This window comes from Orbaceae bacterium lpD04, assembly GCA_036251935.1.
Lineage (GTDB): Bacteria > Pseudomonadota > Gammaproteobacteria > Enterobacterales > Orbaceae > Orbus > Orbus wheelerorum.
In genome coordinates this window covers 2,286,411-2,303,383 of record CP133967.1, presented here as the reverse complement: position 1 = coordinate 2,303,383, position 16,973 = coordinate 2,286,411, and the positions used below count along the sequence as shown (strand labels likewise).

At 36.2% G+C, this 16,973-nt stretch carries 9 protein-coding genes; 7 read left to right on the top strand and 2 right to left on the bottom strand.

Annotated elements, in window-relative coordinates; translation table 11 throughout:
* The first annotated feature begins 111 nt into the window (after positions 1 to 111).
* A complete protein-coding gene (locus RHO14_10185; GenBank protein WVD70721.1) occupies positions 112 to 1,824 on the top strand; it encodes an autotransporter assembly complex family protein in 1,713 nt (570 codons plus the stop codon).
* Positions 1,825 to 1,827: 3 nt separating this feature from the next.
* Complete coding sequence (locus RHO14_10180) at positions 1,828 to 5,655, top strand: translocation/assembly module TamB domain-containing protein (GenBank protein ID WVD70720.1); 3,828 nt, start codon at positions 1,828 to 1,830, stop codon at positions 5,653 to 5,655.
* 74 nt (positions 5,656 to 5,729) lie between these two features.
* Here RHO14_10180 and RHO14_10175 read toward each other — a convergent pair whose 3' ends face one another.
* Entirely contained in the window at positions 5,730 to 5,966 is a 237-nt protein-coding gene (locus RHO14_10175; GenBank protein WVD70719.1) for a YecH family protein, read from the bottom strand.
* Between the two features lie 319 nt (positions 5,967 to 6,285).
* On the opposite strand from RHO14_10175, the gene RHO14_10170 reads away from it, so the two are divergent.
* The 5 genes from RHO14_10170 (at position 6,286) to RHO14_10150 (ending at position 15,586) form a co-directional block, all read left to right on the top strand.
* Entirely contained in the window at positions 6,286 to 8,304 is a 2,019-nt protein-coding gene (locus RHO14_10170) for a KUP/HAK/KT family potassium transporter (protein ID WVD70718.1), read from the top strand.
* Positions 8,305 to 8,423: 119 nt separating this feature from the next.
* A complete protein-coding gene (locus tag RHO14_10165) occupies positions 8,424 to 8,720 on the top strand; it encodes a YfcZ/YiiS family protein (GenBank protein ID WVD70717.1) in 297 nt (98 codons plus the stop codon).
* Between the two features lie 85 nt (positions 8,721 to 8,805).
* Positions 8,806 to 9,267, top strand: a complete 462-nt coding sequence (sixA, locus tag RHO14_10160) for a phosphohistidine phosphatase SixA (protein ID WVD70716.1) — start codon at positions 8,806 to 8,808, stop codon at positions 9,265 to 9,267.
* Entirely contained in the window at positions 9,246 to 12,812 is a 3,567-nt protein-coding gene (gene recB, locus RHO14_10155) for an exodeoxyribonuclease V subunit beta (GenBank protein ID WVD70715.1), read from the top strand. Before sixA ends, recB begins: the two co-directional genes overlap by 22 nt.
* Before the next feature lie 347 nt (positions 12,813 to 13,159).
* Positions 13,160 to 15,586 carry a glycoside hydrolase family 3 N-terminal domain-containing protein gene (locus RHO14_10150; GenBank protein ID WVD70714.1) on the top strand — a complete coding sequence of 809 codons (2,427 nt, stop codon included), beginning with the start codon at positions 13,160 to 13,162 and terminating at the stop codon, positions 15,584 to 15,586.
* 75 nt (positions 15,587 to 15,661) lie between these two features.
* Here the strand turns inward: RHO14_10150 and RHO14_10145 are convergent, their stop codons facing one another.
* Positions 15,662 to 16,972 carry an MFS transporter gene (locus RHO14_10145; protein WVD70713.1) on the bottom strand — a complete coding sequence of 437 codons (1,311 nt, stop codon included), beginning with the start codon at positions 16,970 to 16,972 and terminating at the stop codon, positions 15,662 to 15,664.
* Position 16,973 lies beyond the last annotated feature (1 nt).

The window sequence follows — 16,973 nt, the reverse complement described above, 5'->3', positions numbered from 1 at the left end:
GAAATGAACTTTTTGACTAAAAGATAGGTCAAAGAACTCATAATTATTGGTAATAAGTTTAAGTTGTATTTTTAATGCTAAATCATTTTAGTTAGGCATTATGGAGTGAATGTGCGAAGAATTATTCTTTCGATTATTTTATCGTTTATTATGATAGCGGCTGTATCAGCTAAGCTCAAACTTGATGTTAAGGGCTTGTCAGGCGCGTTGGAAGATAATGTCGATGCACGTTTATCTATGATCGATGATGAGCGAATTACCGATACCCCTTATTTTAAACGTTATTTAGAAAGTGAAATAGAGAAAAGTCTACGTGCGTTAGGTTATTATAATCCAACATTTAGCTACAATGAACCCGATGAGAATCGGTTAGTTGTGACTGTTGATCCTGGGCAACCTGTTTTAATTGAAGGCGTTGACGTTGATATTACGGGCGAAGGCGCAAAAGATAAAGATTATCTCTATTTATTAGATCATGATTTGCCTAAAAAAGGCAGCATATTGAATCATGGTGAATATGATAGTTTTAAAAAACGCTTACAAAGCATAGCATTACGTAAAGGTTATTTTGATGCTGATATGACTAAACATCAGCTCGCGGTTAGCGATCCTTTGCATGAAGCTTTTTGGCAAATAGACTTTAACACCGGAAAAAGGTACGAATTTGGTCATGTTACTTTTAGTAAATCAGATATTCGTGAGTCTTACCTAAGTAAAATTGTGCCGTTTAAAGACGGTGAACCTTATACAGCAGATCAACTTTCACTACTTAGTCGGCGCCTATCTTCAACCAATTGGTTTAGTTCTGTTACTGTCGTTCCTCTATTTAAAGATGCAGATAAAGATAAAATATTACCGATACATGTAATAACAACACCTCGAAAAAAAAACATTGTTGATGCTGGGATTGGTTTTTCCACTGATAATGGTGCAAGAGGAAAGCTGAGTTGGAATAAGCCTTGGCTTAATAGCCGTGGCCATAGTTTTCAAAGTGATCTTGTTTTATCATCGCCAGAACAATCGATCACCGGTGTTTATAAGATCCCGCTATACGAGTCACCATTAGAAGATTATTACACACTACAAGGTGGCTATAAAAAAATTAATAATAATGATACCTATTCGAATTCTTATACCTTTGGTGTTTTGCGCAATTGGGACAGCTTCGAGGGCTGGCAAAAATCGATTGGCTTAAATACCATGTATGATAACTTCACCCAAGCCAGTGATAGCTATAAAACCTTTTTATTTTACCCATCATTTAGTTTTTCCCGAGCGAGAAGTGATGGTAAATTATTCCCGATGTGGGGTGATTCACAGCGCTACTCTTTAGAGGTTGCGGCGGAAGATCTGGGCTCTGATATTAATTTTGTTCGTTTCCAATTACAACAAGTTTGGATCCGTTCACTTGGCGATGATAATCGCTTTATTGCTAGAGGTAATTTTGGCTTTATCCAGGCAAGTGATTTTGACCGTGTACCACCTTCATTCCGATTCTTTGCTGGGGGGGATAGAAGCATCCGCGGTTATAGTTATCAATCAATATCGCCAGAAGATAAAGCTGGTAAATTAAAAGGGGCATCAAAATTAATTACAGGCTCCCTTGAGTACCAATATAACTTTACTGGCGCATGGTGGGGAGCGACATTTGTTGATAGCGGCGAGGCCATTGATAAATTTGACCAAACCAATTTTCATACCGGTGTCGGTGTTGGTATCCGCTGGTCATCACCAATTGGCCCAATTAAATTTGATATTGCAACGCCAATCAATGATTCGAAAACATCGGTCCATTTTTATATTGGTTTAGGCTCGGAGCTATAAAGTATGGCGAATCATAAAAGATTGAAAAAAGTTAAGCGAATCAAACGTATTCGTAAATGGAAAAAAAGTAGTTTAATTGTCCTGTGTACTTTTAGTGTGCTAATTTGCTTTTTATTAATTTTAATTTATACCAGTTTAGGTATTAAAATCATCACCACTGTACTTGAAAAAGTGATGCCTGAAATCAAAATAGAACATGCAACAGGCGCGCTTAATGATTTAAATATCGAAGGCTTCTCTATGGAGCTTGATGGGGTTGATGTCAAAGTTGGAAAAGCGGCATTATCGTTATCAGGTTTATGCTTAATAGAGGGCAAAATTTGCATTAAAAATCTGGATGCAAAAGATATTACCGTCAATATCCACACAGATGCCTTTCCTGCTGATGATAGTGAGGCTTTAGAGCCAGTGCAAACCGCACGCTCGGTTATTAATATGCCATTGCCTATGGAACTACGAAAAGCGTCTTTGACTAATGTATCAGTAAACGTTGATGATATGCATTTTGATTTATCCTCATTTAACGGTCGTGCGACTTGGGTAAATGAGAAAATTTATGTTTTTCCTGCTACGGCAATGGATGTTAAAGCCATTTTCCCTGATACACCTACTGATGTCGAACCGGTTAAAACAGATGCAAATAATGATAATTTATCAATTAGTGAAACAATCAATCAAATTTTTAATAAACCTTTAATTAGTGCATTACCAACGGTTAATATTCCGTTAGATATCTATGTTAATAGCCTTAAAGGTGATAATTGGTTATTACATATTGGTGGTCAAGATTACCAGTTTAATAATGTCACTATTCAAGCGAGTACTGAAAATAATTATATTAATGCAAGGCTTGTTCAAGCAACAGCCAAAACGCCTTATGCTAATGGTGATGTAAAAGTTTCAGGTAACATCACACTCGGCGATAAATGGCCGGTATCAGCTAATATTGATGTTAAAACAAAGCAGCAAGATGAGCTGGGTGAAACTGAAATTAGCGGTAAAATAACGGGGCAATTGTTAGGGAAATTATCAGCTAAAACTCAAATTAAGGGGCTTAATCAAGCGGATATCGATGCGCAAATTGATTTCGTTGAGACTTATATGCCAGTAACCGCAAAAATTAGTGGTAAGGCCATTCAATGGCCGATATTTGGTAAAGCAGAGTATCAGTTAAAAAATTTCGATCTTGATTTGTCTGGCTCTGTCAAAAATTACCATTTCAATAGTAAAGGTGACTTTTATGGCACCGGATTACCATCAGTATTATTTGATATGAAAAGTGATGGTACCAATGAATCCTTTAATATTAAATCTATTTCAGCAACCTTACCGCAAGGTGAATTTGACTTATCGGCTAAAGTTGGCTGGCGCCAAGCACTAAAATGGGATGCGAGCATTGATTTTAATAAGATAGATTTAAGCCGTGAAATACCTGATTATTTAATTAAATTAGACGGTAAATTAAAAACTAACGGCTCTATTGACGGTAAATCTTGGATAGTTAATCTAAATCAGATGCAATTAGATGGTAATATTAATAAGGCTCCTTTACATGCAAGTGGTAATATTGCGATTAATTCAAGTAAATTTATTTCTGCCGATAAGTTTAACCTCTCATTGGGTAATAATCACATCGATTTAAATGGTTCGACAACAAAAAGTAATTTAATTGCTGATTTAAAACTGACTGATCTTAAAGTTATTGATCCAGACCTAAAAGGTAATATAACAGGGCAGGTGATAGTCAATGGTTCAATCGACAAGCCGATCATTAAAAGTAATTTAGTAATTGATAATTTTGTTTGGCAAGATATTAAGTTACATCAAGGTTCTTTGACCGGAGATATAAAATATAGTGATATATTAGCGGGTAATATCAAGATACAGGCTAACCAATTTGATATGCCAAATGTAACGGTTGATAATGCAGAAATTTTACTCTCCGGTAATGAACAAAATCATCATCTACTGATTAATGTCAAAGGAAAACCTGTTTCAAGTGCGATTAACTTAAACGGCCAACTAAATAAACAAAGAACCGAGTGGCAGGGATCCATTGCAGACGCTAATCTCACATTTAGTCCTAAAAATAGCTGGCAAATTAATAAGCCGATTAATCTTAAATATAATCTAGATACGAATCAAGCAAGCATCAGTGCTCATTGCTGGGTAGACAACGAATCACACATCTGCTTAGACAAAAATGTTATTATTGCCGATCGTGGTGAAGCAAATATTATTTTATCTAATATTGATTTGACTTTATTTGAATCAATCAATCAAGGCGAGACCAAATTAGCCGGAACGATATATGGTAAGGCGAATATAAAATGGGATCCTGCTCATAAAATACCGACCATCGTTGCCAGCATAAATAGTAATGACGTTTACATTCGTCAACAAATAGCCTCACAAACGTTACCGATCCCATTTGATCTATTTGCTATTAACGTCAATATTAATGATAAACAAGCAAAACTTGATTGGAAGTTTAGCACGAAAGAGTTTGGCCGATTTGACGGTAATATAGTTGTTGATGATCCAACGGATAATAAACGGTTAAGTGGGCAAGTGATTATTGACCAATTATCGCTCTCAATTATTAATCCATTACTCAATGACAATGAGCATGCTAATGGTGCTATTAATGCCAATTTGAAATTTTCAGGGACACTGTTAGACCCTTACATTACGGGTAAATTTGCGCTATCGCATAGTGATATTAAAGTGTCTCAATTACCAGCTGATATTCAATCTATAGTAATTGATATTGATTTTAAAGGTAAATCTTCAGAGCTTAAAGGGCTGATGCAAACCAAATCGGGTAACGTTAATATTAATGGTAAGGCAGACTGGCAAAATATCAATAATTGGCAAGCTTTTTTAACCGTTAAGGGTGCGGCGATTGAAGTCACCATCCCTCCGATGATAACCATGTCAATTGTGCCCGATATTCGTATTGATGCTAATCAAAATGAGCTCAACTTGGTTGGTAAAGTGACAATTCCTAAGGCAAATATTAAAGTTGAGTCACTTCCACCTTCAACTGTTGATGTGTCATCGGATGAAGTGATGCTTGATAGTAATTTGCAAGAGATTGCCCCACAAGACTTAGGGATAAAAATTAATAGCCGCGTGTTGGTATCTTTAGGTGATAAAGTTAATGTTGATGCTTTTGGCTTAGTTGCAAGGCTAACGGGCGGTGTTTATGTGACACAAACAAACAAAGGCTTAACGGTAAATGGGCAAATATTTGTTCCAGATGGCCGTTTCCACGCTTATGGGCAAGATCTGATCGTTCGTAAAGGTGAGATCGTTTTTGCTGGGCTTGCCGACCAACCAAGACTTAACATTGAAGCGATTCGAAATCCTGAATCTATTGAAAATAACGTTATTGCCGGTATTCGCGTTACAGGGCTTGCTGATGACCCTAAAGTTGAAATATTTTCAGAGCCAGCAATGTCACAGCAAGAGGCATTATCATACCTACTTAGAGGGCAAGGGCTGGATAGTGGTGATCAGAGTGAAAATGATATGATGACAGCTTTACTCATTGGTTTAGGCACCGCCCAAGGTGGCCAAATTATTGGTGATATCGGCAATACATTTGGCATTAAAAATTTAAGTTTAGATACTCAAGGTGTGGGAGATAGTCAAAAAGTTGTTGTTAGTGGTTACATTTTACCTAATTTACAATTAAAATATGGGATCGGTATTTTTGACTCGCTGGCAACATTCACATTACGTTATCGATTATTGCCTCGCTTATATTTAGAAGCGGTATCAGGCGTCGATCAGACTGTTGATTTAATTTATCAATTTGAGTTTTAAATTTACCAAGATAGTTTTATTACTGCCCCTATTTTCAAGGGGCAATTTTGATTATATTTTAATTAACAAATAAGTTAATGATCACAAATTTTACTACTATCAACGGTAAATTTTGCTAATTGAGTTGGTTTAAACTTCCCTTTTCTTTTTAATAACTCAATAAGCTCAATAGCGCACATATCTTGTTTGGAGCAGGTATGAAACTTAGCATTTAAACCAAATTTTTCATTAATTTGCTTAAGTAATGAGTCCTCGTTATAGTTATTCCCTTCCATCATATTTAATACTTCATGACCATGAATTGAACTCATATTGACTCCTGTTGTATATTTAATCAGCGTATTCACTATGTCTGATAAATTATAATTTATTGAATTTATTTACTATTGTATTTTTTTAGCTAACTTTTATTAACATTTTCACTCTAAATGTACAGAATTAGGATGTACAATCTCAAAATTAGCAGTATGATAGCGACTTCTCGTTTTACTAAAATGATTCTATCAAATGAACGAAATAATTAGAATAACGTTTGTCATATCAAATCGATGTTTTCAATTCTCATGTAATGGCGTGTAATTTTCTTATTAACAACCTAATTACTCTTTAACTTAACTAATGTAAATTATTATGAATAACTCAAATCATAGAATTCCGGTCGGAATGCTTGGTATTATCAGTGCTATAGGTATTGTATATGGCGATATCGGGACATCTCCACTTTATGTTTTAAAGTCAATTATTTCTGGACTACCTGAAAACCAGTGGTCAAATTCCTTTTATATATTAGGTGCGGTGTCTTGCGTGATATGGACGCTAACGCTACAGACAACGCTAAAATACGTTATCATAACCTTAAAAGCAGATAATAAAGGTGAGGGGGGGATTTTATCGCTCTATGCACTTATTAGGCGGCGTTATCGCTGGGCGTATATTATTGCAATTGTTGGCGCAGCAGCATTACTTGCTGATGGCGCGATTACGCCAGCAATTACCATTATTACTGCGGTAGAAGGATTGAATTCACTTTATTCGAGTATTCCTATTATTCCTGTAACACTCCTTATTATTGCAGTGCTATTTTTGATTCAACCGTTAGGAACAGCATCGTTAGGCAGGTATTTTGGTGTTGGTATGACGATCTGGTTTACAACGCTTGCAATATTAGGGCTTAATCGACTTTTACCTAATTTAGATGTTCTTGCTGCCTTTAATCCTATGTACGCAATTGAATTTATTATTCAAGCGCCTGATGCGATTATTATATTAGGTGCTATTTTCATGTGTACAACCGGCGCAGAGGCGCTGTATTCCGATCTTGGGCACTGTGGGCTTAAAAATATTCGTATTTCATGGGGCTTTGTTAAAGTCTGTTTGATTCTTAATTATTTAGGGCAGGCAGCATGGATTATTCATAATCCAGACATGGTTGACCCAAGTATTAACCCATTTTATATGATGATGCCAGAATGGTTTAGACTAATTGGTATTATTATGTCAACCGTCGCTGCATTTATTGCTTGTCAGGCTTTAATTAGTGGGGCATTTACTATTATTAGTGAAGCGGTTTCGTTAGAGCTATGGCCTAATGTTCATATCAGGTACCCAACTTTAATTAAAGGGCAAATGTATATACCATCGGTTAACTACATATTATTTATACTATGTGCGCTTATGGTATTAGGTTTTGGTTCATCCGTAAATTTAGAGGCGGCTTACGGACTTGCCATCACACTTAGTATGTTGATGACGACAATTTTGCTATTTTTCTATTTTATGAAAAACAATAAACCACTATGGTATAGCGTGCCGTTAACACTTTTCTTTTTAACTATTGAGAGTGGTTTCTTTGTTGCTAACATTCAAAAATTCTTCCATGGTGGTTATGCCTCAATCTTGATTGCAGGTTTTATTTTCGTCATCATGTATGCATGGAACAGCGGTAGACGATTAAAACGTGATTATAATACTTTTGATCGCCTAGATAGCGACTACTTAGCCAAAATCGTATCGGTTAGTCATGATAAAACGGTTGAAAAAATTGCGACCCATTTATTCTATTTAACAAGGGCACAAAGTCCGCACTCGATTGAAAGCAAAATCAGTTATTCTTTATTTGAAAAAAAACCTAAACGCGCAGATACATATTGGTTTGTTGCCATTAATCGTATGGATGAACCCTATCGATTCGATTATGAAATAGAAATTTTAGTTCCTTATAAAGTCTTTAGAATTAATATTAACTTAGGCTTTAAAGTTGATATGCATGCTGAGCAATATATGCAATTAATTGCAACTAAAATGGAACAACAAAAGCTAGTTTGTTTATCATCAAGGTATTCATCACTTAAAGATAAACGAGGCGATAGCTTATATGTGATTGTGGAGCGAACCTTACGCAATGTTGATATCTACTTTATTCAAAAACCACTTATCGTGCTCTATACATGGATTAAACGTAAATTCACATCTGATACCGAGATGTTTGATTTAGATCCAACTTCAACGTTAATTGAATATGTGCCACTGGTGGTAAATGAATATGAAAATGATAGCGAAACATTAAAACAACTCATCGAACAATCGCAAATGAGTATTACGGGAAATATACATTTACTTGATGACGAATCAACGCCTACAACACCATAATGGTGAGTGTGCTAGATTCAAAAATAAAGATGTAAAATAGCTATCAAGCTATGATTTTGTTATACTAATTTTATACTAGCTTGATAACTATATTTAACCACGAATGTTATGGGGGATATATGACAAATTCTGTAAATAAATGCAAGGCTAATGAAACGCCAGCATGTTGTTGTACTGATGTTGGTACGATTATTGATAATGAAGATTGTACTGCTGAATATGAAAATGTTTTTGCATCTGACGTCTTAGCTCAAGAAAAATTACAATCACTCACGAAGGCAGCTCAAGATGTTGAGTCAGAGCCTTGCCAAATTGTAAGTCAAATCGATAAAGTTGAAAATGGTTATAAACTTACGGCAAAATTTCATTTTTGCTGTGGCGCTGAATGCCTAATTTTTCAATTAAAGTTACGTTAATCGCATAATACTAACGTAAATCTAAAATGTAACGTATTAAAAGGTTTAAATTGATACGTTACCCTTTTTATAGGTGAGTAAGTGAATGATAAAAGTTTATGTGATGCGACATGGTGAGGCGGGTTATAGTGCAACATCAGATTCAAGTCGCGCTTTAACGCCTTTTGGCCATCAGCAATGTGTTTCTGCTGCAACTTGGTTTAATGAACAGAAAATAACTTTTGATTTTGCCTTAGTCAGCCCTTATCTGAGAGCTGAGCAAACCTTCTCAATTATAGCTAATTTTGTAACAGTAAAACAAAGTGAAACCAATGATTTTCTAAAGCCTAATGGCTGCGCTGCGCATATTGTTGATAATATCAGCATGCTACCATTAACCGGCATCGGATCGGTACTCATCGTATCGCACTTACCTTTGGTTGGTTATTTGGTTAACGAATTATGCCCACAAGTTGCACCGCCGATGTTTTCAACTGCAGATATTGCTTGTATTTCGTTACCTCAAACAGGTGAAGGTATATTGGAATGGTTTCACCATCAAGTTTAAAGCACTTTGATGAGCTTAACCTCTTTTCATTACCCTTAACGGGGCGATCATTAATTGAGGCCTCTGCTGGTACCGGTAAAACCTATTCTTTGGCATTTATTTATTTACGTTTATTGTTAGGTGTTGGTAAAAATAATTATCAGCGCCCATTATCGATTGAAGAAATTCTCGTTGTTACCTTTACTAAAGCAGCTACCGAAGAGCTGCGTTACCGTATTCGACAAAATATCCACCAATTACGTGTTGCCTGCATTATTGGAACGCATTGTGATCCAGATTATCAAACATTAATTGAGCTTATAGACGATAAACCCCTTGCTCTAAAACGCCTGCTTTATGCTGAGCAAAATATGGATGAGGCGGCTATTTTTACTATCCATAGTTTTTGTCAGCGCATGCTAACGACTTATGCCTTTGAATCAGGTGTTTTATTTAATCAAACATTAGTTAAAGATCAAACGGATCTTTACTTACAAGTTGTAAATGATATTTGGCGTGATAACTTTACCCCAATGCCAAAAGACATTGCTTATACTATCTGGCAAAATTGGGCCGATCCTAAAGCGCTATTAGCTGATATTTCGCCTTATCTTAATCAAGCAATACCAACTAATGTTATCTTATCAACCCAGCCATTAGCTCCAACAATTAAGCATTTTCATGCTGAAAATATTGCTAAAATTGAATTGATAAAAATACGATGGCAAGCCGCAATAATCGATGCAACGGCAGATATTTTAAAATCTGATGTCAATAAGCGCTCATATAGTAAAACTCATTTACCCAGATGGATTGAAACCATTTCGACATGGGCTAATTCGCCGACTTGTGATTATAGCGTGCCTAATGAATTGGTTAAATTTAGCCAAGCAGAGCTATGTAATAAAACTGATAGTGATAAAATTGCACCTAACCATCCCTTATTTACTGAAATAGAGCAATTTTTAACCTGCTCATTTAGTCTGCGTGATTTTATTTTATTTGATATCATTGCACTGGTGCGCCAGCGAGTAAAAGATGAAAAAACACAGCTTGCACAGATGGGATTTGACGATTTACTTAATAATTTACACCAAGCACTACAAGGCGAAAATCGTGATGTGTTGACTGCTCAAATTTTGCAGCAATATCCGGTTGCCATGATCGACGAATTTCAAGATACTGACCCAGTACAATATCAAATTTTTGATACTATATATCATAATCGCAAACAATCGGGTTTATTACTTATTGGCGATCCTAAGCAGGCGATTTATGGTTTTCGTGGCGCAGATATTTTTACTTATATTGAAGCTAAAAAATCGGTCGATCATCAATTTACGATGATGACCAATTGGCGTTCAAGTGCTAGCATGGTTAGCGGCGTTAATAGCTTATATCGTCGTAAAGAGCAGCCATTTATTTTTGATGCAATTCCATTTATTGCCATGAATAGTGCAGCTAAAAATAATCAAAAAAACTTTTATGTTGATGGACAAAAAATCAGCGCGATCCACAGTTATTTATTGCCTGAATCAGTGACATCAAATAGTGATTATTTAGACTATTCTGCCGAATATTGCGCTAAGCAAATTATGACGTGGCTTGCGAGTGATGCTTATTTTTATGATAATGAGGTGGAAAAAGAGAAAATTAAATCCTCAGATATCGCCATTTTAGTTAGAACTGGCCGAGAAGCTGAAATTATTCAACAAAAGCTCAATCAACGTAATATTAAAAGCGTTTATGTATCAAATCATAAAAGTGTCTTTACATCATTAGAGGCCCGTGAAATATTGCGGATCTTGCAAGCAGTATTAATGCCAACCAATGAAAATTATTTACGTAGTGCGCTTGCAACGCAGTTAATTGGTATGTCAATGAGTGACATTGATATTCTTTCTAATGATACAAGTAAGTTAGAATTAATTATTGATGAATTTAGGGAATATCAAGCACTTTGGCTGCGCTATGGTGTGCTAGTTATGCTACGCCGGTTAATGAATCATCGTCAACTCATTGAAAATTTACTTAGCTTACCTGATGGCGAACGCATAATTACTAATTTCATGCATTTAGGTGAACTATTACAAGACGTTGCCCAAGAGCTCGATACGCCTCATGCACTTATTCGATGGTTAACCAAACAAATTAATGAACCAGATCGTAACCTTGAAAATCACGAGCAGCGACTTGAAAGTGACGAAAATTTAATTAATATCATTACTATTCATAAATCAAAAGGGCTGGAATATCCTATCGTGTTTCTGCCTTTTATTGCTTTACACCGCGAATCTGATAGTTTAATTTTTCATGAACGAAAAAATTATAAAATCAATTATGCTTATCATTTATCGCCTGAGATTAAACGCTTAATTGAACAAGAAAGGCTTGCTGAAGATCTCCGTTTACTTTATGTTGCCTTAACGCGTTCAATTTATCATTGTAGCTTTTCAATAGCAGGGTTGAAAAAAGGCCGAGCAAATCAATTAACGATACAACATTCAGCAATAGGTCATCTATTATTAGATCCCACGCAAAATAATTATACTGATCTTGAAAATAGTCTACATCAACTCGAAAGTACCACTGTTATTAACGTTGAATTGCCGATTGCAAAGGGCACATTGGCGGCGGCTCAGCCGGCCTCAACAGCGCACCTTGCTGCAAATATATTCAGGCGTAAACTTGATTACAGCTGGCGGGTAACGAGTTATTCAGGATTGGTGCAATCTAGCCATTATAGCGATAACAAATCGGCGGCATTATTAGGTGATATTTTACCTTCATTTGATATTGAGGTATTAGCTGATAATCAAGTTGAAGATAATGTGATGATTAACACTCAAGATAATATTCTCATCTATGACATCCACCATTTCCCTAAAGGCGCGATAGTGGGTACATTGATGCATGAATGTTTTGAAAATAGTGATTTTAGCCGCCCTGACAGTCAAAATATTGCTGAACATTTAGTGACTAAATTAAATTTACCACAAGTTTGGCTCATGCCGATAAGTGAATGGTTTTTAGGTGTTTTAAAGGCGCCATTATCAGCGCAATTATCTTTATCTGACTTATCATCTAGTCAGCGTTTAAACGAGTTACAATTTTATTTACCTATTCGCCAAGATATTTCAGCAGCTAAGCTTGATGCGCTATGTAAGCATTATGATCCTTTATCTAAACAGTGTGATGAACTTGATTTTTCAACAGTGCAAGGCATGTTAAAAGGCTTTATTGACATGGTTTTTGAGTGGCAGGGAAAATATTATATTGTGGATTATAAATCTAATTATTTAGGTCAATCGGTTAATGATTATAATCATGAGTCAATTACACTTGCAATGCGTGAACATCGTTATGAATTACAATATCAGCTTTACTCATTAGCACTTCATCGTTACTTAAAAAGCCGTATCCCTCATTATCAATATCAAGCGCATTTTGGCGGCGTCTATTATCTGTTTATCCGAGGCATGGTTCCTGATGATGCCGAGCACGGTATTTTTTATACTAAACCTGATCTAGCCTTTATCGAGGCACTCGATAAATTATTTGGTTAACGCGCTTAATATTACTCGCTTTTGATCACTTATCATATTTCACACTATTGCAATAACTTCGACTACTTTCGTTAAATTTTTGTTGTAAGGTATCAATATAGTGAAAAAAATACCATTGCATTAATAATATAAATAACAACTTAAAAATTAAAAAATGAGAGATCACTAAATTGGCGCTGTATCACAGTATTATCCAACCATTTTTATTAAAATGCTTATCAAGCAATGTTACAAACAACATAATTTTAATAAGAGTCATTACACGTTATCAAACGCACCTTTTTGTTTATAAACCCGTTTATCTTAGCTAATTTATTTAAATGAAATATATAATATGAGGAAGTATGATGAAAAAAATAATTTTTCCTTTATCAATATTAATCAGCTTAATGCTCGTTTCAAATAGCGCTTTTACCCAAAAACTCTCACATAATAAATATACAATCGAAGAAAAAAAAGTCGGTAATATCACCTTAATACTCGTGCATAATCCTAATAATGGCGCGGTGCTTGGCATGACAAAAGAGGGCGGTATAAATCTCATTGAAGTTCAAGCTAAAGATGGGTCAATTTATGCATTTAAAGATATGAACGGTAATGGTCAACTTGATCCGTGGGAAGACTGGCGATTAAGTGCCGATGATCGCGCCACTGATTTGGCTAATGCATTAAGTAAAGATGAAATTGCGGGTTTAATGTTATTTAGCGATCATGAGCGAAACCCAGAATATGGCTTAACAGACGAGCAAAAAAAATATTTGCAAAATGATAACTTACGTAATGTATTAAATGAGGGAAAAAATGATGTAAAAGCCACCGTACTTTGGAACAATGAGATGCAGGCTTATGTTGAAAGCTTTGTTAAAGAGGGTAAAAAAGTTATTCCAGTTAACTTCAGCTCCGATCCGCGTCATATTGCCGGATCTGATGCACAATATAATGCTAAAGGCGATGATATATCAAGGTGGCCATCGACACTTGGTATAGCTGCAACGTTTGATCCTAATGTGATGTCACAATTTGCCAACATCATGTCACAAGAGTTTCGTGCACTGGGCATTAGCACCTCACTTGCTCCGCAAATCGATTTAGCAACCGATCCTCGTTGGTTGCGAACGGATGGCACAATGGGGGAAAGTGCGCAGCTAACGGTTGATATGACAAGCGCTTATATTGATGCAGCGCAATCCACTTTCATTGATGGTAATGATACCGGGTGGGGAAAAGAATCGATTATTACCATGGTAAAACATTTTCCGGGTGAAGGGATGGGCGAAAGCGGCCGAGAATCACATATGGAAAGTGGTAAATACGCTGTTTACCCAGGCAATAATTTCAATGGTCATTTGACATCTTTTGTTGATGGCGCCTTTCATCTAAAAGGTAAAACAAAAGAGGCTGCATCGGTAATGACATCTTACTCAATAGCAATTGGCGCTGATGGTAAGCCGCTGTTTGAAGATGCTGTTGGAACCTCTTATGATAAAGGTCGGCTCGATTTATTGCGTCAAAAATTAGGTTATGACGGCGTTATTAGTACTGACTGGTCGGTTACCAAAGTGAGTAGCGATCCAGATAATAAATTAAAGTTGGGCATGGCGTGGGGCGCTGAAGATAAAACGGTTGATGAACGGCATTATGCTATTTTACAAAATGGCACCGACATGTTCGGTGGTAACAATGATAAAAAACCGGTATTAGCAGCTTACGATTTATGGCAACGCGATTATGAAGCTGGTAAAAATGCGATTTCAGCTGATGAACGATTTAAGCAAAGTGGTAAGCGAATTTCTAAACTCATGTTTGAAACAGGGCTTTTTGAAAATCCTTATTTAGTGTTATCTGAATCTGAAAAAATTGTTGCTAGCCCTGATAAAGTAAAAGCTGGCTACGATGCACAATTAAAATCGATCGTGATGCTTAAAAATCGCAATAACACCATTAAAGCGGTAGATAACGAGGCTAGCTATAAAAATAAAACGGTTTATATACCAAGTTCAATTCATAATCAATTTAAAACTGTTTTTGGTGAAGCCTATACAACTAGCGATCCAACCATGGATATTGATAGAGCAAAGGCTTATTTTAAAACCGTGTTAACTGATAAAGCGATTTTAAATGATAAAGGTGAAGTGACTGGATTTGAAACGCCGGATCTAAGCAATGTTGATTTGATTATTATTGGTATGAATAGCCCTGATAGCGGAGGGAATTTCAATCATGCCGGGCAAAGAGAAGATGGCTCATTTTATCCAATATCATTACAATACCGTCCTTATATTGCAAATGGTGAGTCGGTTCGCAAAGCATCGATTAGTGGTAATATCAACCAAGACGGAACCAAAGAAAACCGATCTTATTTTGGGCAAACATCTGACATTAGTAATGAATATGATTTAACGGCATTTGAAAACGCCCATCAAAAAGCCAATGAGATAAAAAAAGCAACAGGTAAAACGATCCCAGTGGTCGTTGCCTTAAAGGCTAAAAATCCAGTGATTGTTGCGGAATTTGAAGGCAATAGCGATGCTATTTTGACTGGTTTTTCTGTCGATGATAAAGCCTATTTTGATATTATTGTCGGTAATTATGAACCAAGTGGCTTATTGCCATTACAATATCCTCTTAATATGGATACCGTTGAAGCGCAGTTAGAAGATGTGGCTCGAGATCTTAAGCCTTATGTTGATGAAGCGGGTAATCTATATGATTTTGCTTACGGCTTAAATTATCAAGGCGTGATTAATGATTCGCGGACTCAAAAATACAGATAATCAATTAATCGTTTATTAAAATTATCATTAATATGTTAAGTTTACCGCATAATAACGTGGGTAAACTTAACGGACTTATTGCTGCTGATAAGGTTTAATAATAAATACACAAGCTGCTGCAACTAACAGCGGCAGGGCCAAAATAAAAAAGTAATGGCCACGAGGTAGTTCAGCTGCAATCAACAATCCAGCTACATAAGGACCAAGCGTTGCGCCAAGGCGGGCAAGCCCTAACACAAGGCCAGTGCCTGTTGCCCTAATTTGAGGGGGAAATATTGCCGGCGCAGTTGCATATAATCCGGCCATGGCGCCAAAAATGGTAAAACCAATAAAAGCGATTAAGACAAATAGTAACGGTAAATAATTGTTACTAAAACCAAATGTGATAACCACAATAAAGGCCGCGATTAACATAAGTGAAGTCACTTTTTGAACCGAGTATTTTTTTGACAACCAGCCTAGTAATAAGCCGCCAATAATACCAAAAATATTCATAATCAGTGAACCGCTGATACTTAAGTCCGTTGAATAGCCCAAACTGACCAAAATTTTTGGAGTCCAGTTCGCTAAAAAGTAGAACGAACACATCAACATAAAGTTACTAATGCATAGTAAAATGGTTGCTTTAAGCATTTTGGCGCTCAGCAGTAGGCTTAAATTGCTCGCTTTTTTAGGGGCAGCCTGATCTAATTTTGGGAAATCAGCACAATGAGTTAAGCCTAATTTAGTCAGTAGCTGATTAAGTTTAGCAAGTCGATTATGGCTTTTTTGAGTTAAAATAAAATCGAGGGATTCAGGCAATTGATAAAATACGACTGGGATCAACAACGCAGAAAATAAGCCACCCAAAAAAAACACATACTGCCAACCAAAATAGTTTATTACATATATGGCGATCATACCGCCGATCAGTGCGCCAACAGTATAACCTGCGGCCATGATACTAATCGCTAGTGATCGATAACGATTAGATGAATACTCAGCGACAACGGTATTAATACCGGGTAATATCGCGCCCATCCCAAGGCCAGTAAAAATACGTGCAATCACTAATTGTGAATGATTATTTGCAAAACCAGCTGAAAACATACCAACAGTTAAGATAACTAAGCAGCATAAAATAATAAAGCGCCGGCCAAATTTATCGGCAAAAGGCGATATGATAAGCGCACCTACCACCATACCAGCAAGCCCTGCGCTAAATAAAATACCCAATTGTTCAGCGCTAAGTTGCCACTGCGCTGAGATAACTGGGCCAACAAAGGCAATAGTTAATACATCAAAACCATCAATTAAGCTAATAAGTACACAAACTGCTACCGCAAAGATCTGAAAATTAGTCATTTTATTGTGGTAAATAATCTGCTTTATTTCGCTGGTATTCATC